Source organism: Streptomyces flavusporus, from assembly GCF_046267975.1.
In the GTDB taxonomy this organism is placed as follows: domain Bacteria; phylum Actinomycetota; class Actinomycetes; order Streptomycetales; family Streptomycetaceae; genus Streptomyces; species Streptomyces flavusporus.
This window is the reverse complement of the sequence record NZ_CP176503.1, coordinates 9859851-9879501: the sequence shown is the minus strand read 5'-3', so window position 1 is coordinate 9879501 and position 19651 is coordinate 9859851. Positions and strand designations below refer to the sequence as shown.

General features: G+C 69.4%; 22 protein-coding genes and 3 pseudogenes. 11 read left to right on the top strand and 14 right to left on the bottom strand.

From position 1 onward, the window contains the following. Window positions 1-111: 111 nt before the first annotated feature. The 3 genes from ACKTSN_RS46725 (at window position 112) to pstS (ending at window position 3204) form a co-directional block, all read left to right on the top strand. The gene (locus tag ACKTSN_RS46725) at window positions 112-1374 is read left to right on the top strand and encodes an IS701 family transposase (protein WP_409467247.1); all 1263 of its coding nucleotides are present in this window, start codon (window positions 112-114) and stop codon (window positions 1372-1374) included. Between the two features lie 264 nt (window positions 1375-1638). Next, window positions 1639-1773, top strand: a complete 135-nt coding sequence (locus ACKTSN_RS46720) for a hypothetical protein (protein ID WP_409474609.1) — start codon at window positions 1639-1641, stop codon at window positions 1771-1773. Window positions 1774-2055: 282 nt separating this feature from the next. Further along, a complete protein-coding gene (gene pstS, locus ACKTSN_RS46715) occupies window positions 2056-3204 on the top strand; it encodes a phosphate ABC transporter substrate-binding protein PstS (protein ID WP_409474608.1) in 1149 nt (382 codons plus the stop codon). Window positions 3205-3213: 9 nt separating this feature from the next. Here the strand turns inward: pstS and ACKTSN_RS46710 are convergent. The 3 genes and pseudogenes from ACKTSN_RS46710 to ACKTSN_RS46700 all read right to left on the bottom strand — a co-directional run bounded on the left by ACKTSN_RS46710 (window position 3214) and on the right by ACKTSN_RS46700 (window position 5409). After that, window positions 3214-4283: pseudogene (locus ACKTSN_RS46710) on the bottom strand (ArsO family NAD(P)H-dependent flavin-containing monooxygenase). Continuing rightward, window positions 4280-5062 (bottom strand): aquaporin, encoded by a 783-nt coding sequence (locus ACKTSN_RS46705; RefSeq protein ID WP_409474607.1) that lies wholly within the window; start codon window positions 5060-5062, stop codon window positions 4280-4282. Before ACKTSN_RS46705 ends, ACKTSN_RS46710 begins: the two are co-directional and overlap by 4 nt. A gap of 38 nt (window positions 5063-5100) precedes the next feature. Continuing rightward, window positions 5101-5409 carry an ArsR/SmtB family transcription factor gene (locus ACKTSN_RS46700; RefSeq protein ID WP_409474606.1) on the bottom strand — a complete coding sequence of 103 codons (309 nt, stop codon included), beginning with the start codon at window positions 5407-5409 and terminating at the stop codon, window positions 5101-5103. A 91-nt stretch (window positions 5410-5500) separates the two neighbouring features. Between ACKTSN_RS46700 and ACKTSN_RS46695 the strand changes: the two genes are divergently transcribed. From ACKTSN_RS46695 to ACKTSN_RS46680, 4 genes are all read left to right on the top strand, one after another. Next, window positions 5501-5914, top strand: a complete 414-nt coding sequence (locus ACKTSN_RS46695) for an arsenate reductase ArsC (protein WP_409474605.1) — start codon at window positions 5501-5503, stop codon at window positions 5912-5914. Beyond that, entirely contained in the window at window positions 5911-6897 is a 987-nt protein-coding gene (gene trxB, locus ACKTSN_RS46690; RefSeq protein WP_409474604.1) for a thioredoxin-disulfide reductase, read from the top strand. Before ACKTSN_RS46695 ends, trxB begins: the two co-directional genes overlap by 4 nt. 28 nt (window positions 6898-6925) lie before the next feature. Continuing rightward, window positions 6926-7249: a thioredoxin gene (trxA, locus tag ACKTSN_RS46685; protein WP_409474603.1), complete on the top strand. Its 324-nt coding sequence runs from the start codon at window positions 6926-6928 to the stop codon at window positions 7247-7249. Window positions 7250-7318: 69 nt separating this feature from the next. After that, window positions 7319-8752 (top strand): FAD-dependent oxidoreductase, encoded by a 1434-nt coding sequence (locus ACKTSN_RS46680; protein ID WP_409474602.1) that lies wholly within the window; start codon window positions 7319-7321, stop codon window positions 8750-8752. Window positions 8753-8767: 15 nt separating this feature from the next. Here ACKTSN_RS46680 and ACKTSN_RS46675 read toward each other — a convergent pair whose 3' ends face one another. Further along, entirely contained in the window at window positions 8768-9163 is a 396-nt protein-coding gene (locus tag ACKTSN_RS46675; protein WP_409474601.1) for an ArsR/SmtB family transcription factor, read from the bottom strand. A 165-nt stretch (window positions 9164-9328) separates the two neighbouring features. On the opposite strand from ACKTSN_RS46675, the pseudogene ACKTSN_RS46670 reads away from it, so the two are divergent. From ACKTSN_RS46670 to ACKTSN_RS46660, 3 genes and pseudogenes are all read left to right on the top strand, one after another. Continuing rightward, a pseudogene (locus ACKTSN_RS46670) lies at window positions 9329-9493 on the top strand (arsenate reductase ArsC); the annotation flags it as partial. A gap of 158 nt (window positions 9494-9651) precedes the next feature. Next, window positions 9652-9795 carry a hypothetical protein gene (locus ACKTSN_RS46665; protein WP_409475105.1) on the top strand — a complete coding sequence of 48 codons (144 nt, stop codon included), beginning with the start codon at window positions 9652-9654 and terminating at the stop codon, window positions 9793-9795. Beyond that, a complete protein-coding gene (locus tag ACKTSN_RS46660; RefSeq protein WP_409475143.1) occupies window positions 9735-10019 on the top strand; it encodes a hypothetical protein in 285 nt (94 codons plus the stop codon). Before ACKTSN_RS46665 ends, ACKTSN_RS46660 begins: the two co-directional genes overlap by 61 nt. 9 nt (window positions 10020-10028) lie before the next feature. On the opposite strand, the gene ACKTSN_RS46655 is transcribed toward ACKTSN_RS46660, so the two are convergent. From ACKTSN_RS46655 to ACKTSN_RS46635, 5 genes are all read right to left on the bottom strand, one after another. Continuing rightward, complete coding sequence (locus ACKTSN_RS46655) at window positions 10029-10211, bottom strand: hypothetical protein (protein ID WP_409474600.1); 183 nt, start codon at window positions 10209-10211, stop codon at window positions 10029-10031. Between the two features lie 15 nt (window positions 10212-10226). Then, the gene (locus tag ACKTSN_RS46650; protein ID WP_409474599.1) at window positions 10227-11015 is read right to left on the bottom strand and encodes a winged helix-turn-helix transcriptional regulator; all 789 of its coding nucleotides are present in this window, start codon (window positions 11013-11015) and stop codon (window positions 10227-10229) included. A 58-nt stretch (window positions 11016-11073) separates the two neighbouring features. Then, a complete protein-coding gene (pstB, locus tag ACKTSN_RS46645; protein ID WP_409474598.1) occupies window positions 11074-11922 on the bottom strand; it encodes a phosphate ABC transporter ATP-binding protein PstB in 849 nt (282 codons plus the stop codon). Between the two features lie 62 nt (window positions 11923-11984). Continuing rightward, a complete protein-coding gene (gene pstA / locus ACKTSN_RS46640; protein ID WP_409474597.1) occupies window positions 11985-12896 on the bottom strand; it encodes a phosphate ABC transporter permease PstA in 912 nt (303 codons plus the stop codon). Then, entirely contained in the window at window positions 12896-13276 is a 381-nt protein-coding gene (locus ACKTSN_RS46635) for a PstC family ABC transporter permease (protein ID WP_409474596.1), read from the bottom strand. The genes pstA and ACKTSN_RS46635 overlap by 1 nt, the downstream gene beginning before the upstream one ends. Before the next feature lie 58 nt (window positions 13277-13334). On the opposite strand from ACKTSN_RS46635, the pseudogene ACKTSN_RS46630 reads away from it, so the two are divergent. Continuing rightward, window positions 13335-14108, top strand: a pseudogene (locus ACKTSN_RS46630) (PhoX family protein); the annotation flags it as partial. A gap of 623 nt (window positions 14109-14731) precedes the next feature. Here ACKTSN_RS46630 and ACKTSN_RS46625 read toward each other — a convergent pair. From ACKTSN_RS46625 to ACKTSN_RS46605, 5 genes are all read right to left on the bottom strand, one after another. After that, window positions 14732-15571, bottom strand: coding sequence for an urease accessory protein UreD (locus tag ACKTSN_RS46625; RefSeq protein WP_409474595.1), 840 nt, complete (start codon window positions 15569-15571; stop codon window positions 14732-14734). Beyond that, the gene (gene ureG, locus ACKTSN_RS46620; RefSeq protein WP_409474594.1) at window positions 15568-16266 is read right to left on the bottom strand and encodes an urease accessory protein UreG; all 699 of its coding nucleotides are present in this window, start codon (window positions 16264-16266) and stop codon (window positions 15568-15570) included. The genes ACKTSN_RS46625 and ureG overlap by 4 nt, the downstream gene beginning before the upstream one ends. A gap of 32 nt (window positions 16267-16298) precedes the next feature. Then, window positions 16299-16973, bottom strand: coding sequence for an urease accessory protein UreF (locus tag ACKTSN_RS46615; RefSeq protein WP_409474593.1), 675 nt, complete (start codon window positions 16971-16973; stop codon window positions 16299-16301). Between the two features lie 126 nt (window positions 16974-17099). Next, complete coding sequence (locus tag ACKTSN_RS46610; RefSeq protein WP_409474592.1) at window positions 17100-19172, bottom strand: urease subunit alpha; 2073 nt, start codon at window positions 19170-19172, stop codon at window positions 17100-17102. Further along, window positions 19162-19650, bottom strand: coding sequence for an urease subunit beta (locus ACKTSN_RS46605; protein ID WP_409475104.1), 489 nt, complete (start codon window positions 19648-19650; stop codon window positions 19162-19164). The genes ACKTSN_RS46610 and ACKTSN_RS46605 overlap by 11 nt, the downstream gene beginning before the upstream one ends. Window position 19651: the final 1 nt, after the last annotated feature.

The window sequence follows — 19651 nt, the reverse complement described above, 5'->3', positions numbered from 1 at the left end:
GGTGGATGGGGCTCTACGAGTGTGCCCGAACTTGCCAGGCATTCACCTAGTAGGGCTTTGTTAGGTACCCCGATTGATCATCGTCAGGTAGATTGTGATGTTCTGTCAGGTGTGACACCTGAGGAGATGGAGACGGTCCGCCCGCGCCTGGAGGCGTTCGCGGCGGAGATGCTCGGTTCGCTGGCGCGTCGGGACCAGCGGGCCAAGGGCGAGCTGTATCTGCGCGGGCTGATGCTGGACGGCAAGCGCAAGTCCATGCAGCCGATGGCCGAGCGCCTGGGCGTGGACCACCAGCAGCTGCAGCAGTTCGTCTCATCGTCCACCTGGGACTACTCCAAGGTCCGTGAGCGGCTGGCCCGTTGGGCTGCCGCGCACATTTCTCCCGAGGCGTACGCGATCGATGATGTCGGCTTCCCCAAGGACGGCTACGACTCACCGGGGGTGGCGCGGATGTACTGCGGCGCCCTGGGTAAGCGCGGCAACTGCCAGGTCGGCGTCAGTGTGAACCTGGTCAGTGACCGTGCGTCATCGGCTGTCGACTGGCGCCTGTTCCTGCCCGAGAGCTGGGACGACACCAAGTACGGCGAGGACGCGCTGATGGCCGAGGCGATCCGGCGCCGCCGCGCCAAGGCGGGAATCCCGGACACCGAGCGGCACCGGGAGAAGTGGCGCCTGGCGCTGGACATGCTCGACGAGGTGCGCGACAACTGGGAGTTGCCCGACCTTCCGGTCGCCGCCGACGCCGGATACGGCGACGCCACCGGCTTTCGCGAGGGCCTGACCGAGCGCGGCCTGACCTACGCGGTCGCGGTCAAAGCCACCACGACCGCGCACCCCGGCAATGCCACACCCCAACGCCCGCCGTACTCCGGGCAGGGCCGCCCTCCCGTGTCCGCCTACCCCCAACCGCACACCACCCTGCGCGCCCTGGCCCTGGCCGTCGGCCGAGCGGCCACCCGCACCGTCACCTGGCGCCAGGGCAGCAAGGCCACCAGACGCAACCCGAACGCCGAGATGCGCTCGCAGTTCCTGGCCCTGCGGGTCCGACCGGCCAACCGCACCATCCGCCGCGCCGCCGACGGCTCCCTGCCCGACTGCTGGCTGCTCGTCGAGTGGCCACCCGACTCCGCCGAGCCAACCGACTACTGGCTCTCGACGCTTCCCGCCGACACCCCACTGCGCGAACTGGTACGAATCGCCAAGATCCGATGGCGAGTTGAGCACGACTACCGCGAGCTCAAGGACGGTCTGGGCCTGGACCACTTCGAGGGCCGCAACTACCTCGGCTGGCACCGCCACGTCACCCTCGCGTCCCTCGCCCAGGCCTTCTGCACCATGCTCAGGCTCGACCCAAAAGCCCCTGCGCCGGCCTGACCCTCTACGCGGTCCTCCGCGAACTCCAGGCCCTCCTGGCCACCTGGACCGGCGCCTGCTCGATATGCGGCCAACCCGCACCAGCACCCGAACCCCACCACAGGACCTAACAAAGCCCTACTAGAGATTCGATGGCAGCAGTGATGAGTTCACGTGCGGCGGGGCCGTAGACGGCAAGTTCGGCCAGCTCGCTGAACGTTTTGGCATACATGGCAAGTTCCTGCTTCTGGACGGCCGCGGGCACGGCGGCCGGACGACGGTGAGATGAGCCGAGACCAATTCGACGTTCACCAACTCGTCGTCGTACAGGAAGAATCCCTCGACGAGCCAGAGTCCCGAACGGTCGGCGTCCCGTACGATGCGCTCGCTGATCTCCTCGTAGCGATCGACACCCCGTGAGGCGCCCGCTGCCCCCCGCACCACGGCCAGGGACCCGGGGTTCCTCTCCTGCGGCTCCCTGGAGATGCTGCCGCCGCTCATCGGTCCACGTGGCGAGGTCAGCCCACTTGCACCGGTCGGCACGACACGAACGCGTCAGCAGACGTTCGCCCTCCCGTCACCAACTCCCTTCCCGCACAGGTGAGCATCTATGTCCTGACGGACGGGGCGCAGCGGCTGCCAGGACGTGGCACCGCGCTCCGGTCCGGCCGTCCCGGATCGCTTTCAAGGGGGAGACCAAGGGTGCGGCACCGACGCAAGGATCGACGCGGTGTTCTCCTGCCTGTCGGCGCCACGGCGGCAGCCGCAGCGGTGGCGCTGGCAGGCGCACTGCTGATCTCGATGAAAAGCGAGGACGGCACCGACGCCGACCGGAACACGTCCTCGGCGGGACCGGTGGCCCGCATCGACTGCGCGAAGCAGGGCAAGGTGCCCGGTTCCGGGTCCACCGCCCAGCAGAACGCGATGAAGCGGTGGATCAAAGAGTACGAGCAGGCGTGCCCGGGCGTGCGGATCGCCTACAACCCGCTGGGCTCGGGCGCGGGGGTGAACCAGTTCCTGCGGGGCGGCTTCAAGGCGTTCGGTGGCACCGACGGGGCACTGACGCCCGTTGACGTCGAGCGGTCCCGGGAGGTGTGTCCGGGAGGCCGTGCCATCGACCTGCCCATGGTGGGCGGCCCGATCGCCATCGGGTACAACCTCCCGGACGTGGACGATCTCGTGCTGGACGCACCGACCCTCGCGAAGATCTTCGACTCGCGCATCACGCGATGGAACGATCCGGCCATCCAGAAGCTGAACCCCGGCGTGGTACTGCCCGAACTGCCCATTCAGGCCGTGCACCGCTCGGACAACTCGGGCACTACCCAGAACCTCAACGCCTACCTGGCCGGAGCGGCACCGGCCCAATGGCCGTACCCCGCGGAGAAGTCCTGGCAGGGCAAGGGCGGTTCCTCTGCCGACGGGTCGGACGGTGTCGTCTCGGAGGTCGCCTCGACCAGTGGGGCGATCGGCTACTTTGAGCTGTCCTTCGCCACCGCCCGCAAGATGGACACGGTGCGGATCGACACGGGGGCCGCCGAGCCCGTCGAGGCGTCCACCACGACCGCGTCCGCGGGTATCGCGGCGGCCGAAGTCATCGGCAAGGGCAAGGACTTGACCCTGAAATTCGACTACGGCACCTCGGCGGAGGGCGCGTACCCCATCGTGCTGGTGACGTACGAGATCGTCTGCGACCGGGGCAACGACAAAGAGGTGCTGCCTGCCCTCAAGTCGTTCCTGGCCTACACCGCGAGCGAGGAGGGGCAGAAGATCCTCCCCGAGATCCACTACGCGCCGCTACCGGAGAACGTCGCCGAGCAAGTGCGCGAGGTCGTCGCCACGCTGTCCTGACGGCGTCGCTCAGCCGTGCCGTGTGTCCAGGAGCGCGGCGACCTCGCGGGTGGCTTCGCGCGCGGGGCGGCCGACGCCGATGAGGGTGGCGGAGGCCGGGCCGGTCCAGTCGCCGTAGCCGAGCAAGTGCAGGCGCGGCTCGTCCACCACTCGTGTGCCGGCGGTGGAGATGTGGCCCCGTCGGCCACGCAGTTGGAGCGGGGCCAGGTGGGACAAGGCAGGGCGGAATCCGGTGCACCAGATGATCGCGTCGGCCTCGGCGCGGGTGCCGTCGGCCCATTCCACGCCACCGGGGACGAGGCGGGTGAACATCGGGCTGGCCTTCAGCAGGCCGCGGTCACGGGCATCGCGGACGGGCGGTATACGGCGACGATGTCGCCGAGTGAGGCGACGCCTTTGGTGTCGGTGCGGCCTTCGTCGAGGGCGCGGCGACGGGCGGTGGCCGCGTCGAACAGGGCGCGGCCGTCGATGTCGTCGGCGAGGAAGCGGGGCGGGCGCTGGGTCACCCAGGTCAGCTCGGTGTCGTCGGCGAGGTCGGCGGCGATCTGTGCGCCGAAGTTGCCGCCGCCGACGACCACGACGCGCTGTCCGGCGAAGTCGCGCGGGCTGCGGTACGCCACCGTGTGCCGCTGCCGTCCGCGAAAATCCGCCCGCCCGGGGACGGCAGGCAGGAAGGGGCGCCACCAGGTGCCGGTGGCGCTGATGACGGCCCGGGCACGCCAGGCGCCGGAGTCGGTCTCGACGCGCAGGAAGGCGCCGTCCCGATAGACCCCGGTGACCCGTACAGGCCGGTGCATCGGAAGGTCGTACCGGCGCTCGTACTCGGAGAGGTAACCGACCACGTGGGCGGCATCCGGGTACGTCTCCCCCATCTGCACGGGCATCGGGCGCCCCGGCAGCGAGGAGAACACGGCCGGGGAGAACAGGTGCAGCGAGTCCCAGGCGTGCTGCCAGGCGCCGCCCGGTGTGGCCTGGGCGTCGAGGATGACGAAGTCCAGGCCGAGGCGGCGCAGGTGGTAACCGGCGGCGAGCCCGGCCTGGCCGCCGCCGATCACCACCACCTGTGCGGTGTGCCTCACGACTCCTCGGCCGCCCGGCCCGGCATGAAGATCAGTGCCACCAGGGCCAGCCCGACCACGGCGCCGACGAGCTGCATGCCGATGAAGCCCGCCACCGAGCCGGGCGCGATGCCTGCGAACGTGTCGGTGAAGGCGCGGCCGATCGTCACTGCCGGGTTGGCGAAGGATGTAGAGGAGGTGAACCAATAGGCGGAACCGATGTAGGAGGCGACGGCCACCGGGGCGAAGCGCAGGCGGTCGGTGCGGGCCAGACCGAAGATCAGCAGGATCAGCCCGGCCGTCGCGACGACCTCGCCGAGGAGCAGGTGGCCGGCGGAGCGGTCGTGGGTGGACCACTTCACCAGGGGCTCGCCGAACATCGCGTCCGCCAGGATGGCACCGGCAATCGCGCCGACGACCTGCGCCGGGACGTACACGGCCGCCTCACGCATCGTCACCCCCGCGCCGCCGCGCCTGCCCGTCCACCACTCGGCCAGCGTGACGACCGGGTTGAAGTGCGCGCCGGAGACCGGGCCGAGCAGCAGGATCAGGATGCCGAGGCCGAAGACGGTGGCCGTGGAGTTGGCCAGCAGCTGCAGCCCGACATCCTTCGTCAGCTCGGTGGCCTGGATACCGGAACCGACTACGACCGCCACCAGCAGAGCGGTGCCGACCAGTTCGGCTGCGGCTCGCGAGGTGAGGGGCCGGGGCGGCGGAGTGGCGCCGGGCGCGGGCTCGACGGATGCGGGCTTGGCGGCAGGTACGGCGGACTCCGCGGCGCTCTCTTGCGTGGTGGTCAACGGGGGTTCCTTGGTGGTCGCGGGGACTACGGTGCCGGTCAGGGACAGGCCCGTTTGTTGTCGGCGGCGGTTCGGGCGGACTCGGCCAGGTCGGCGAACTGACCGGCGAACGATGCGATGACGTCCGGGCGCAGCTTGTAGTACGTGTACCGGCCGCACGGCTCCGTCTCGACGACCCCGGCCTCGCGCAGCACTCTCAGGTGGTTGGAGAGGTTGGTCTGCCGGGCACCGGTCTCCTCCACGAGGTGGGTGGTGCACAGCATCTCTTTGGCGAGCAGGGTCACGATCTGGAGCCTGAGCGGGTCGGCCAGAACCCGGATCAGATCAGTGTCGACTGACGTCATCATGGACTGATACTGTCACATCAGTGGTGACTGACACCACCGGGTGCTGATGTCATGCGCGCCTGATGCCGTCGTGAGACAAGAGAGACCTCTGATGTCCGACAAGCCCTCCGTGCTGTTCGTCTGTGTCCACAACGCAGGCCGCTCCCAGATGGCCGCGGCGTGGCTGACCCACCTGGCCGGGGACCGCGTCGAGGTCCGCTCCGCCGGCTCCAACCCGGGTGAGCACGTCAACCCTGCTGCCGTCGAGGCCATGCGGGAGGTCGGCATCGACATCTCCGCCGAGGTGCCGAAGATGCTCACCGTCGACGCGGTCAAGGAGTCGGACGTCTGTATCACCATGGGCTGCGGCGACACCTGCCCGGTCTTCCCCGGCAAGCGGTACCTCGACTGGAAGCTGGACGACCCGGCCGGCCAGGGCGTCGAGGCGGTCCGCCCGATCCGCGACGAGATCAAGAAGCTGGTCGAGGGCCTGATCGAGGAGATCGCGCCCGAGAAGACAGCATGAGCGCGGGCGAGATCCGCAACGTCATCGTCATCGGCTCCGGTCCTGCCGGATACACCTCCGCCCTCTACACCGCCCGCGCCGACCTCAAGCCACTCGTCTTCGGCGGCGCGATCTTCGTCGGCGGCTCGCTCACCACGACGACTGAGGTCGAGAACTTCCCCGGCTTCCCTGAGGGCATCGACGGCCCCGTTCTCATGGAGAACATGCGGGCGCAGGCGGAGAAGTTCGGTGCCGAGATCGTCGAGGACGACGTCGTCGAGGTCGACCTGACCGGCGACATCAAGACCGTCACCGACACCGCCGGGACCGTCCACCGGGACCGCGCCGTGATCGTCGCGACCGGCTCCGGCTACCGCAAGCTCGGCCTGCCGAACGAGGAGAAGCTGTCCGGGCGGGGCGTGTCCTGGTGTGCGACATGCGACGGGTTCTTCTTCCGCGATCGCGACATCGCCGTGGTCGGCGGCGGGGACACCGCGATGGAGGAGGCCGCCTTCCTCACCCGGTTCGCCCGCTCCGTCACCGTCGTCCACCGGCGCTCGACGCCGCGTGCCTCCCAGGTCATGCAGAACCGTGCCTTCGCCGACGAGAAGATCTCCTTCGCCTTCAACAGCGAGATCGCGGAGATCAAGGAGAGGGACGGCATGCTCGGCGGCGTCGTCCTGCGTGACGGCGTCACCGGTGCCACCCGTGACCTGGACGTCTCGGGGCTGTTCATCGCGATCGGCCACGACCCGCGCACCGAGCTGTTCAAAGGCCGGCTGGAGCTGGACGACAACGGCTACCTCAAGGTCGACTCCCCCTCGACTCGTACGAACGTCGCCGGTGTCTTCGCGGCCGGCGACGTCGTCGACCACTCCTACCGTCAGGCCATCACCGCCGCCGGGTCCGGCTGCCAGGCGGCCCTCGATGCCGAGCGGTACCTCGCTGCCCTGGGTGACACCGGCGCGGGTGCAACCGACGAGTTGGTCACGGCTGCCGTCTGACCCTCACCACCCGCAGAAGACAAGCAACATGGCTCTCAAGAACGTCACCGAGGACTCCTTCGAACAGGACGTCCTGGGGAGCGACAAGCCCGTCCTGGTCGACTTCTGGGCCGCCTGGTGCGGCCCGTGCCGCCAGCTCGCCCCTTCCCTGGAGGCGATCGCCGCCGAGCACGGCGACAAGATCGAGATCGTCAAGCTGAACATCGACGAGAACCCGGCCATCGCCGCCCAGTACGGCGTGCTGTCCATCCCGACGATGAACCTCTACAAGGGCGGCGAGGTCGTCCAGACCATCGTGGGCGCCAAGCCCAAGGCCGCTCTCGAGCGCGAGCTCGCCGACCATCTCGGCTGACGCGACACCGGTGGGGTGCCCTACGTACCCCGCCGGCCCCTCTCTTCCCTCTCCTACGGAGGTGTCCCGGTGCCCAGCAAGCGCATCGTCGCCGTCGGCGGCAGCGACGCCGGCATCAGCGCCGCACTGCGCGCCCACGAGCTGGATCCCGGCAGCGAGGTCACCGTGGTCGTGGCCGACGCGTACCCGAACTTCTCCATCTGCGGCATCCCGTACTACATCTCCGGCGAAGTCGGGCATTGGAGCAACCTCGCCCACCGCACCCTCGCCGACCTGAAGGCCACGGGCATGGAGGTCCGAACCGACACCCTCGCCACCGGGATCGACGTGACCGGCAAGCGGCTGGCCGTACGCAACGCAGACGGCCGGGTCGAAGAGTTGCCGTACGACGCGCTGATAGTCGGCACCGGCGCAGTCAGCGCCCGCCCGCCCATCGAGGGCCTGACCGGCCCCGACGCTCTCGGCCCGCAGGACGGCGTGCACCTGCTGCACAGCATGGGCGACACGTTCGAGGTCATGCAGACCCTCGGCGAGCGCCGCCCTGGATCGGCCGTCGTGATCGGCGCGGGACATATCGGCCTGGAGATGGCCGAGGCACTGATCACCCGCGGCATCCAGGTCACCCAGATCGAGGCCCTGCCGGAGGTCCTGCCGACCGTCGACCCCGAGCTCGGCGCCTTGGTGCACGCGGAACTCGACGCCCACGGCGTCGAAGTGATCATCGGCACCCAGGTTTCCGCGATCACCCGCGACCCGTCCGGCCAGGTGCTGCACGTCCGGGCCACCGGACCGACCGGCAAGACCTTCACCCGCGGCGCCGACCTGGTCCTGGTGGTGGTCGGCGTCCGCCCTGACACCACGCTCGCCGCGACCGCCGGGGCCAAGCTCGGCGTGAAGGGTGCGATCGAGGTCGACGAGTACATGCGCACCTCGCTGCCGGATGTGTATGCGGCGGGAGACTGCGTCGTCACCCACCACCGGCTGCTGGGCAGGACGTGGCTACCGCTCGGCACCACCGCGCACAAGCAGGGCCGGATCGCCGGGGAAAACGCCCTCGGCGGCCGCCGATGGTTCGCCGGCAGCCTGGGCACCCAGGTCGTCAAGGTCTTCGACCTCGTCGCCGCACGCACCGGCCTGCGCGACCACGAGGCGCGGGCCGCTGACCGAGACTGGGCTCCGGCCACCACCGCCAGCCGCCCGGACGACCACAAGGCGTACTACCCGGGCACCACCCCGATCTCGATCCGCGTCACGGGCGACACCAGCAGCGGTCTCCTGTTGGGCGCCCAGCTCGTGGGGCGGCGCGGCGCGGAGATCTCCAAGCGCGTCGACACCTACGCCACCGCGATCTTCCACAGCATGGCAGTCGACGACATCAGCGAGCTCGACCTCTCCTACATCCCGCCGCTCGGCTCCCCGTGGGATGCCGTCCAGGTCGCGGCGCAGGCATGGATGACCGAGCACCATCTCCACGTACAGCGCAGGATGCTGGGCGCTTCGTAACGCACCAGGCAGCAGTCAGGCAGCCACGCGCTCCGGCTCGTCGGCCGACGCCGGGTCCAGGATCTCCCGTACGCGGCGTAGTCCGTCGTGGTTGAGGGAGTACCAGACCCAGGTGCCGCGGCGCTCCCGGTTGAGCAGTCCGGCCTCGGTCATCACCTTCAGGTGGTGGCTGACGGTCGGCTGACGCAGCCCCAGGCACTCGGTGAGGTCGCAGACGCATGCCTCGCCCTTCGGCGCACGCTCGATGAGGCGTAGCAATTGCAGACGGGTTGGGTCGGCTATGGCCTTCAGCATGGCGGCGAGCCGCCCCGCCTCGTCACGGTCGATCAGCAGGCAGGACAGGCCCGGCGTGTACGTCCCCGACTCGTCAGACACCGCCTTCGCCTCCGCGCCATACGTAGAGATAGCCATCTATTCACCATAAGCGCCGGTCAGGCGTTCCCCCGGCGTTCGAAGGTTCTCCCACCCGCTTGTTCACCCAGGGTTCACTTTCGCTCCGGCCTGTCCAATACATAGACATCCACCTATGATGCGAGGCGGGGATGGGTTTCGGCCGCGAACGGAAGAGGTGCGCCCATGGACGAGCAAAGCCGCTTCGGCCCGGCCACCCCTCCCCTGCGCGACAGCGGGGCCGTGCTGGAGCGCATCGCTCGACGCCTCGCGGTCCGCCACAGCCGGTCCTTCTCCCGGGAGACCGTCGCGGCGTACGTCGTCGAGTGCGCGAAGTCGCTCGGCCGGAGCGCCCGTACCTCCCGCTACCTGCCGGTCCTGGTCGAGCGGTTCGCGGACCAGCGGCTGCGGCCCTGGCCAAGGCGACGGGACTGTGCCCGGGGCCGGTGCCGTACGTTCTGTTCGTCTGCACGGAGAACGCCGGGCGTTCGCAACTGGCGGCCGCCCTTATGCGCCGTCTGGCCGCCGGCGCCGTGGAGGTCCGTACGGCGGGCTCCGCGCCCGGGGCCGACATCGCTCCCTCGCTCCCGTCGTGCGGCGGTTGCTCGCCGAACAGGGCTTGGACGTGGGCGAGGAGTTCCCCAAGCCGCTGACCGCCGAGGTCGTGGACGCGGCCGACGTGGTGGTCACGCTCGGCTGCGGGGACGCCTGCCCGGTGCGGCCCGGCCGCCGCTACCTCGACTGGGATCTGCCCGACCTGTCCGGCCTGGACATCGAGAGCGCGCGCTCGGTACGCGACGTGCTGCGGACCCGTATCGGGAAGCTGATCGACGAACTGGTCGACGTAGGGCCCTCCGCACTCGCCACGCCGCGCTGATACGGCAGGTCAACTGCGCGCGTCCGTAAGGCAGAAGGAGATCAGCGTCCGTGCCTCGGCGAGCGTCGGGGCGGTGATGATCGTGCCGATGGTGGGGATGTGATGGCGGCCGTGGACGAGACCCCACCGCGGGTGGCGCGTGGCCCAGATCGGCAGGTCTGTGCAGGAGTCCTCGTCCTGCCCCTCCAGCACAGGACTCCCTCCCCCTTACCGCGCCCGCGCCGGGCGAGATGTCGGTGTGGCCTGCGTCTCGGCACACGCGGCGGGGCCGCACTCGAAGCGGTAGCCCATGCCGCGGATGGCGTCGATGGTGCAGCAGCTGCCCGCTTCCTGGATCTTGTTGCGCACGCGCCGCACATGCACGGTGAGTGTGTTGCTGTCCGGCTTCGCGGTGCCCCACAGGGCAGCGGTCAGCTCCTGGCGGCTGATGAGCTTGTTGGGGCGTTCCATGAAGTAGCGCAGCAGCAGGAATTCGCGGACCGGCAGCTGGAGGGAGCGGCCGCGTACGTAGACGTGGAAGCCCGCGACGTCGAGTTCGACATCGCCGACCACGATGCGGGGGTCCGCGTCGGTGTCGAGGCGGGGCATGAGCAGCGGCAGGATCTCCTCGGCCCGGTAGGGGCGGGCGACGAAGGCCACCGCGCCCGCAGCTACGGCTTCGGTGGCCTCCTCCGCGCCGTCCGGGTCGGCGCCCACAATGACCGGGACCGGATGGAGCCGTGCGATGAGCGCCGTGACCTGGGCGGCGCTGACCACCGGCAGCGGTGCGCTGAGCAGCACCGCGCCCGGGTGCTGGACGCCGACCTGAAGCAGGGCCTCGGCTCCATCACGGCAGACCACCGTGGACACGCCCGCGGCGGCGAAGCGGGCGACGACCTTGGCAGCCAGGTCCGCGTCCGGCTCGGCCAGCAGTAGGTCCAGCGGCGGCGTGCCGTCGTCGGGTCCGCCGGGGCCGCTGTGCGAGCCCGTCGTCGGCCGGTGTGGGTCGGGTGTCACCCGGTGAACTCCTTTACGTGAAGCGCGCAAAGGGGGCGGTCGCAGGACTCGGTGTCCGTCAGCCGAAGCGGCCGGAGATGTAGTCCTCGGTGCGCTGGTCGGAGGGGTTGGAGAAGATCCGCTCGGTCTCGTCGTACTCGACGAGCCGGCCGTGGCGTACGCCCTTGTCGTCGACGTCCGCGGTGAAGAAGGCGGTGCGGTCGGAGACACGTGCGGCCTGCTGCATGTTGTGCGTGACGACGACGATCGTGAACTCCTGGGCCAGGTGCTCCATCAGGTCCTCGATCTTCGCGGTGGCGATCGGGTCAAGGGCCGAGCAAGGCTCGTCCATCAGGATCACCTCGGGCTTGACCGCGATGGTGCGCGCGATGCACAGCCGCTGCTGCTGACCGCCGGACAGCGCCAGGGCCGACGTCTTGAGCTTGTCCTTGACCTCGTCCCACAGCGCCGCGTGGGTGAGGGTCTCCTCGACCAGGTCGTCGAGGTTGCCCTTGAAGCCGCCCACCCGGGGCCCGTAGGCGATGTTGTCGTAGATCGACTTGGGGAACGGGTTGGGCTTCTGGAAGACCATGCCGATCCGGCGGCGCACCTCGATGGGGTCGACGTCGCGGCCGTACAAATCCTCGTTGTGGTAGCGGATCTTGCCGACGACACGGGCACCGGGAATGAGGTCGTTCATCCGGTTGAAGCAGCGGATCATCGTGGACTTGCCGCACCCCGACGGGCCGATCATGGCGGTGATCTGACGCCGCCCGATCGTCATGTTGACGTCGCGGACGGCCTCGTGGGCGCCGTAGAAGACCGACAGGCCGCCGACTTCGAAGACCGGTTCGGCCAGGGACGGTGCGTCGCGGAAGGTGACCTGCGGGGTCTTGGTGCCGCCGGCGGCGTCGGAGGGTGGGGTCATGACGGGCTCCTGCAAAGCGGAAACGGGCATCTCGGGGCGGCTGGTCGGGTCGGTCACGGGGCTCACCACCGGCGGGAGAAGTGGTTGCGCAGCCAGATCGCCAGGGAGTTCATGGCCAGCAGGATCACCAGCAGGACGACGATCGCGGCGGAGGCGAGCGAGACGAACTCGGCGCGGGACTGGCTGATCCAGTTGAAGATCTGGATCGGCAGGACGGTGAACGGGCTCTGCACGCCGGTCGGGTTGAAGGTGATGAACGTCAGCCCGCCGAGCAGCAGCAGCGGCGCGGCCTCACCGATCGCCCGGGACAGGGCGAGGATCGAGCCGGTCGCCATGCCGGGCACCGCGGCCGGCAGGACCTGGCGCCAGATGGTCTGCCACCGGGTGGCGCCCAGCGCGAGGGACGCCTGCCGAATCGACTGCGGTACGGCACGGATCGCCTCCCTGGAGGAGATGATCACGACGGGCAGCACCAGCAGCGACAGGGTGAGCGATGCGGTCATGACGGTCTGTCCGAAGCCGAGGCCGCGGGAGATGACACCGAGGCCGAGGATGCCGTAGACGATCGACGGTACGGCCGCCAGGTTCTGGATGTTGATCTCGATCGCGCGGTTGTACCAGCGGTTGGGGTCGGCGTACTCCTCCAGGTAGATCGCGGTGAGGATGCCGGTCGGCAGGCAGTACAGCGCGGTGAAGGCGATCACCCAGATCGTGCCCATGATCGCCGACTGGGCGCCGGCGTTGGCAGGGTCGATGATGTCCGGGAAGTTCGTCCAGATCCGGGAGTCGAGGCGGGGCCAGGCTTCGACGACCACGTAGATCAGGAGCGAGGCCAGGAAGACCACGCCCACGGCGAGCGAGGCCCACAGGCTGAGCTGGAAGAACCGCTCCCGCCACGGCGTGCCCTGGCCCTTGAGACGGCGCACCTCGGGAACGTCCACGGCGAGGTCGCGGTCGGCGGTGGGAGAACTCATCACTCGTACACCTCCCGGTACTTGCGCACCAGGCGAATGCTGACCAGGTTCATCACCAGGGTCATGACGAACAGCAGCAGGCCCACCGCGAAGATCGTCTTGTAGCCGAGGGACCCGGTGGGCTGGTCACCGATGCCCGCCGCGGCGATGAACGCGGTCATGGTCTGCATGCCTTCGAGCGGGTTGAAGGACAGGTTGGGGCGCCCGCCCGCGGCCACGGCGACGATCATCGTCTCGCCGATCGCCCGGGAGATGCCCAGCACGATCGCCGCGACGATGCCGGACAGGGCGGCCGGGAACACGACCCGGGTGGAGACCTGCATCCGGGACGAGCCGAGCGCGAAGGCGCCGTCGCGCAGGGCGCGCGGTACGGCGTTCATGGAGTCCTCGAAGAGCTGCGTGGAGGCAACCGTGCCCGAACAGACCGGCGACCGCACCGGCCGTCCGCCGCGTCGTCTGGACTTCACGCCGGTCCCGCCGAACACGACGGACGCTGTCACCGTCCCGAAGGGCTACAGCCAGCAGGTCGTCATCCGCTGGGGCGACCCAGTCCTGCCCGGCGCTCCGCGCTTCAACGCCCGCAACCAGAGCGCCAAAGCCCAGGCCGGACAGTTCGGATACAACAACGACTACATGGCGCTGCTGGACCTGCCCCCCGCCACGGCCGGAAACTACTCGTGGTGAACCACGAGTACACCAGCGAGCAGGTCATGTTCTACGGCCACGACCCCGACAATCCCACCCGCGAACAGGCCGAGATCGCCTGGGCCGCGCACGGGCTGACCGTCCTGGTCGTACGCGAAGACCGCCGCGCGGGACGCCTGTGGCCGGTGGTCGGCGACGTACTCAACCGGCGTATCACCGCCACCACACCGTTCCTGCTGACAAGCCCGGCCGCCGAGATCGACGGCAGCGGAAAGCTGCCCGCCGACGGAGAGTTCGACGGCATGGGCGAGTGGATTCCGCTCGCCACGGGTTCGACGTCGCACGTGCCCGGCATGACCGCGGAGGAGGTGTAAGTCTTCACGCGCCTCGCGCGGACAAGATGGGCGCCACCAAGATGGACGCCCCGAGGACGTCGAGCCCCACCCGCAGACCGGCCGCGTCTACGTCGCCCTGACCAACAACAAGGACCGCGGTGCCACCAGCAAGTTCGGCCCGGACGAGGCCAACCCTCGTATCGGCAACAAGCACGGCCACATCCTGGAGCTGGTCGTGCAGACTGTACGCCGTGCCCAGCGTCTCGCCGTCAACCTGAACAGGCCGGCCGCCGGTCTCCGTGGGCGGGGACACGATCACGCGACGTTCGGCCATGGCACCAGCTTCACCCAGCTCGCGTTCAGCGCATGCCGACGGACTGGATGGGCTGAGAGTGGCTATATCGCCCGCCGTTGAGGGAACCCAAGGTCGGCCGGGCACTCCCGATACCCGCGGGCGCTGAGACCGCGATATCCCGAGATCCTTATCAGTCCGGCGGGTCACGCTGCCCGAGTACCACACACGCCCTGGCAGGGCTCCCACTGCCGCAGGTCGAGATCCTCGGCGGACTGCGCCGGTAGCCACGCCATCACCCACAACCGCGATTCCGGCAGCTGCTGACGTGGCTTGCCGGTGTGTAGGGTCCGCGACTTCGTGAGCACTGGCTCCTGGGGGAACATCGGAATCCGGGCACAGTGAGCAGTGGCAGTGCCGGTGGGTGGTGAGCAATCGGTGATTCTCCGCGATCGGTCTCGGTGACAGAAGGTGAGGCATCGAGAGTCGCGGTGAACGCCTGCATGCCACGGACGGTGGCGCACGGCGGGCCGCCGCCCTCCGGGGGCGGCAGCCCGTCCGCGCTAGCGGGCGAGGGCGTGTGCGTGCGCCTCGTCGAGCAGTTCCCGCAGCGTCGAGGTGGTTGGTGCGACGGCGGTGGCAAGCAGGGCCGGGCCGCCTGCCAGCGGTGCGAGGATGGCGCATCCTTCCTTGGTGCCTTTGCCGAGGAGTACGGGGTCTCGTCGGACGTCGAGGCGTGGGTCGACGAGCAGGAGTTGGCCGGTGACGCGGTGCTCGTTCAGGACGGCCGGGCCGTCCCAGCCTGGTTCTGGGACTCCGTACGCCGTTTGCTGGTCGAGCAGCGGGCGCCCGGCTCGGTGGACCAGGATGCGACTGACGAGGTGGCCCGGCTCCTCGTCGGCGCGGCCCAGGAGCTGCTCTTCTCGCAGTACCAGCCGTGAGCTGGCGGCGAGTTCGACGGTGTACGTCTGGCGCAGGTTGCTGCCGGCGGCGCTGATGAGGGGTTGCGGCAGCCAGCGCAGGTGGGCGTGTTCGCCGGCGGTGAGCCGTACGTCGTAGGTGGCCGGGTCGGTGGTGGGGCCGCGCAGGGCGAGGGTGGCGGCGGCCGTGGTGACCTCCAGTTCGGCGCGGTCCTCGGCGGTGATGTCGAGGGTGAGCCGGTCGCCGCCGAGCGGGGCGCTCATCGCGCCGATGATGCCCACCGTGGCGGCGGGGCCATCGGTGCGTACGCGCCGCAGGTGGAAGGGGCCGTCGCTGTGCAGCTGCGGGAGGGTGGTGACGCGCCCGTTGTGCGCGGCTCGGATCCTAGCCGTGGCCCGTACGCCGTGCGGGTGCCCGGCGGGCACTGGGCCGCCGCCGGCCGCGGGGACGCGGCCTGCGGCGAGTTGGGAGGCGGGGCTCATACGGCGGCTGCCTCGGCGTGCCACTGGGCGAGGTGGCCGGTGACCCAGTCGGCGACGTCGCGGATGCCGTCGTCGGAGGTGAGGTCGGTGAAAACGACGGGAAGGTCGCCGCGCTGCCGCTTGGCGTCGGCGGCCATGGTTTCCAGGTCGGCGCCGACGTGCGGGGCGAGGTCGGTCTTGTTGATGATGAGGAGGTCGGCGGTGGTGATGCCGGGGCCGCCTTTGCGGGGGATGTCGTCGCCGCTGGCCACGTCGATGACGAAGATCTGTACGTCGACAAGGCCCTTGGAGAAGGTGGCGGTCAGGTTGTCGCCGCCGGACTCGACGAGGACGAGGTCCAGGGGCTGGAGGGTCTCTTCGAGGTGTTCGACGGCTTCGAGGTTGGCGGAGATGTCGTCGCGGATCGCGGTGTGCGGGCAGGCGCCGGTCTCGACGGCGGTGATGCGCTCGGGCGGCAGGACGGCTTCGCGCAGCAGGTATTCGGCGTCCTCGCGGGTGTAGATGTCGTTGGTGACGGCGGCGATCTGCCAGTGGTCGCGCAGGGTGCGGCAGAGTGCGGCGACGGTCGCGGTCTTGCCGGAGCCTACGGGACCGCCCAGACCGACGCGCAGCGCGCGGCGGCTGCCGTCGGGGCGGAGCGGCTCGGCGCTGCGCGTGTGCCGCTGGGGAAAGGTCTCAGCGTGCTCGAGGTGCATGGCAACTCCGTTGTGCAGTGGTGGGTTCGGGTTCAGGAGGCGAAGAGGCGAATGGTCCAGGCGGCGTGCTGCTGGGCGGTGATGTCCAGCAGGGGTGAGGAGGCCGATGGCAGGGCGTCGATGCCCTCCGCCAGGGCGCGCATCGCGGCGTCGGCCGCGGCTGCTGCGACGGCGTCGGTCTCGGGCCCAAGACGGGCCAGGAGCCCGGAGGCGTCGAGTGGGTCGAGGCTCAGCAGGCGCACCGCGGCGGTGGCCGGGCCGCCGATGGTCTCGTACGCGGCGGCATGGGCGGCGTCCACCGGGGCGAGCCCGGCGGCGCGGGCGGCGAGGCCCAGAACGATGGGCTGGTGGGCGCCCTGGGGGCGTGTGGCGGCCAGGTGTTCGAGTTCGGTCGACGGGAAGGTGGCACGGGCTGCGCGCATCATCTGTCGGCCGAGCCTGCGGGCGACGGCACGCAGCGCGGGCACGGGAGTGCGCGCGTCGGCGGCGTCGTCGAGCAGCAGCGGGTCACATCCGGCGGCGGCTGCGGCGGCCAGCCCGGCCGCGGTGAGACCGGTGGTGTGCAGTCGGCCGCGGCAGAACGCCTCCAGGCTGTCGGTGTCGTGGACGGCTTTGTGGGCGATGGCGGCTTCGGCGCCGCCGGAGTGGGCGTGCCCGCCGGCGGGGAAGCGGCCGTCGGCCAGCAGGAGCAGGGCTGCGCGGCTCATGGGCGAGCGGCTGCCTTTCACAGGATCGAAGGTGGTGAGGCGGCTTCCCGAGCGGTCACATGGTGCCCGCCCGGGGTCCGGCCGTGGCATCGGCGCCCACGGCGGGCTGGGGTCGGATCAGAGGTCTCAGAAGAGGAAGTACCGCTGCGCCATGGGCACTTCGTTGACGTAGGCGCGCGGCACCGTCTGACCTTTGATCTTGGTGTGGGCGTCGTTCGTCGTCGCGCCGCCGATGGTGACCTCGAAGGTGTCGTGGTCGACCTCGAGGTCCGTGGCCTCCTCGGGCACCCAGTCGTTCAGCAGCATGTCCGTCTTCCCGATCTCCCGGATGCGCTCGCTGATGTCGACGAAGTCCTTCCGGAGTCCGCGCCCCTCCGTCTTCACCTTCGTCGTGACCGCGGTGTCGTCGTCCTTGACGGTGTCGACGTGGAGGATGTTCAGTTCTTCGGCCACGCCCGGGGCAGTGAAGTTCACCGAATTGCTCCTGGGAGCACGGCCGGTGGCGCCCCAGACCGGCCGCGGCAGGTAGGGCTGCGGCGTCGTGATCGAGGCATTGGCATCGCCGGTCTGCGCCCAGGCGATCTGGCCGCCCTTGATGATCCGGTGCGGCTTGACGCCGAAGAACTTCGGCTCCCACAGCACCAGGTCTGCCATCTTCTCTGGCTCGACGGAACCGACGGTCCCGTCGATGCCGTGCGTGAGCGCCGGGTTGATCGTGTACTTGGCGACGTACCGTCGCGCGCGGAAGTTGTCGTTCGGCAGTACCGCGCTCGCCTCGACAGGGCGGTCTGCCCCGCCCTGGTCGGCTGCGGCCTGGGCGGCATTCTTCGCTGCCTCTGCTCGAAGCTCTGCGTACTTCAGGTCTTGGGCCAGTGCGCCGTAGCGGCCCTTCATGACGTGCGCGGTCTGCCAGGTACGCATGATCATCTCGCCGATGCGGCCCATCGCCTGGGCGTCCGAGGACATCATCGAGATGGCGCCCATATCGTGGAGGAGATCCTCCGCGGCCATGGTGGACGGCCGGATGCGGGAGTCCGCGTAGGCCATGTCCGCCGGAATGCTCGGGTTGAGGTGATGGCACACGACCATCATGTCGACGTGCTCCTTGACGGTGTTCACCGTCAACGGGCGGGTGGGGTTGGTCGAGGCCGGCAGGACGTTCGGCTCCTTGACCAACTCGATCATGTCCGGAGCATGGCCGCCTCCGGCACCCTCGACGTGGAAGATGTGGACAGAGCGAGCCTCTTCGCCCTCACGCTTGAAGGCAGCCTTGGTGCTCTCCAGGAATCCGGACTCGTTGCACGAGTCGGCGTGCAGAGCGAGCTGGATCTTCCTTTCCTCGCAGACTTCCAGCGCCATGTCGATCACAGCGGGTGTGGCACCCCAGTCCTCGTGCACCTTGAGACCGATGACACCGGCATCCACCTGCTCCAACAGCGCCTTCTTCTCCATCGAGCTGCCCTTGCCGAGCAGACCGATGTTGACCGGGAACTCGTCCAGGGCCTCGAACAACCGGGTGATGTGCCACGACCCCGGTGTCACGGTGGTGGCCGTGCTGCCCTCGGCGGGGCCGGTGCCGCCACCGATGAGAGTGGTCACGCCCGAGGCCAGCGCCTCGTGGATCTCTTCCGGGCAGATGAAGTGAACGTGGGTGTCCACACCGCCCGCGGTGAGGATCCGGCCGTTGCCGGAGATCACCTCGGTGCTCGGGCCGACCACAAAGTTGCCCGGCTCCCACCGCCGCTCGGCGTCGTTGCCCTGATCCCACGGCGGCGTCGCCTCACCCGTCACCGAGCTTCGAGTGGGCAGCTTGAAGTCCGGGATCTCGTCCATCGTCTCGGGGTTGTACGCCTTGCCGATGGCAGCGATGTTGCCGTCCCTGATGCCGACGTCGGCCTTGACCACCCCCCACCAGTCGAGGATCAACGCACCTGTGATGACCGTGTCCACGGGTTTGGGATCCGCGCCGTCGAGCCCGTCCCTCGGGATGTGGGACATGCCCATCGACTCCCGGATCACCTTCCCGCCACCGAAGATCATCTCGTTGCCGCTGTGCTCCGGCCCGCCGGCCCAGTCGGCTTCGATCTCGACGACGAGATCGGTGTCCGCAAGGCGGACACGGTCCTGGGCGGTGGGCCCGTACAGGGCCGTGTACTCCGACCGCTTCAGCTCGTTGCTGGCACGCTGATTACGGCTCATCGACGGTCTCCTTGCGTAGTCCCTTGATCTCGCTGACCTTGCGGCCCTTGGCTTTGCCCTGGAACTCCACAAGCTCGACCCAGCACTCGTCTCCTGGCTCGAACCGCACGGACTTGCCCGCGGCGATGTTCAGCCGTCGCCCCTTCGCCTCATCGCACGTCAAGAGCTCCTGGTCTCCGGTATTGCTGGAGGAGCCCGCGATCACCTTCAGGCCGGGGTTGACCTCGGCGAAGTGGTAATGGGAGCCGACCTGGATGGGACGGTCGGACTTGTTCTTGACCTTGATCTTCTTCTTCTGCGGCTTCTGCGCGGTCTCCTTGTCGTCCTGCAGGTCCTTGTTGAAAAAGATCGACGCGTGCCAGGTCGCGGCGTCATCGCATTCGTCGCAGCACGTGGACGAGTCGGAGTCGTCGCAGTCGACCGGGCAGCCCGGCTTGCGCGCCGGCTGGGGGTGCTCGATCTTGCCCGGGTGGACCACG

Bases quoted from the DNA above. Each gene is read 5' to 3' on its own strand.
- ACKTSN_RS46720 (WP_409474609.1), top strand. From the start codon at position 1,639: ATGAGCCGAGACCAATTCGACGTTCACCAACTCGTCGTCGTACAGGAA.
- ACKTSN_RS46700 (WP_409474606.1), bottom strand. From the start codon at position 5,409: ATGATGACGTCAGTCGACACTGATCTGATCCGGGTTCTGGCCGACCCG.
- ACKTSN_RS46695 (WP_409474605.1), top strand. From the start codon at position 5,501: ATGTCCGACAAGCCCTCCGTGCTGTTCGTCTGTGTCCACAACGCAGGC.
- trxB (WP_409474604.1), top strand. From the start codon at position 5,911: ATGAGCGCGGGCGAGATCCGCAACGTCATCGTCATCGGCTCCGGTCCT.
- trxA (WP_409474603.1), top strand. From the start codon at position 6,926: ATGGCTCTCAAGAACGTCACCGAGGACTCCTTCGAACAGGACGTCCTG.
- ACKTSN_RS46675 (WP_409474601.1), bottom strand. From the start codon at position 9,163: ATGGCTATCTCTACGTATGGCGCGGAGGCGAAGGCGGTGTCTGACGAG.
- ACKTSN_RS46665 (WP_409475105.1), top strand. From the start codon at position 9,652: ATGCGCCGTCTGGCCGCCGGCGCCGTGGAGGTCCGTACGGCGGGCTCC.
- pstB (WP_409474598.1), bottom strand. From the start codon at position 11,922: ATGACCCCACCCTCCGACGCCGCCGGCGGCACCAAGACCCCGCAGGTC.
- pstA (WP_409474597.1), bottom strand. From the start codon at position 12,896: ATGAGTTCTCCCACCGCCGACCGCGACCTCGCCGTGGACGTTCCCGAG.
- ACKTSN_RS46635 (WP_409474596.1), bottom strand. From the start codon at position 13,276: ATGAACGCCGTACCGCGCGCCCTGCGCGACGGCGCCTTCGCGCTCGGC.
- ACKTSN_RS46625 (WP_409474595.1), bottom strand. From the start codon at position 15,571: ATGAGCCCCGCCTCCCAACTCGCCGCAGGCCGCGTCCCCGCGGCCGGC.
- ureG (WP_409474594.1), bottom strand. From the start codon at position 16,266: ATGCACCTCGAGCACGCTGAGACCTTTCCCCAGCGGCACACGCGCAGC.
- ACKTSN_RS46615 (WP_409474593.1), bottom strand. From the start codon at position 16,973: ATGAGCCGCGCAGCCCTGCTCCTGCTGGCCGACGGCCGCTTCCCCGCC.
- ACKTSN_RS46610 (WP_409474592.1), bottom strand. From the start codon at position 19,172: ATGAGCCGTAATCAGCGTGCCAGCAACGAGCTGAAGCGGTCGGAGTAC.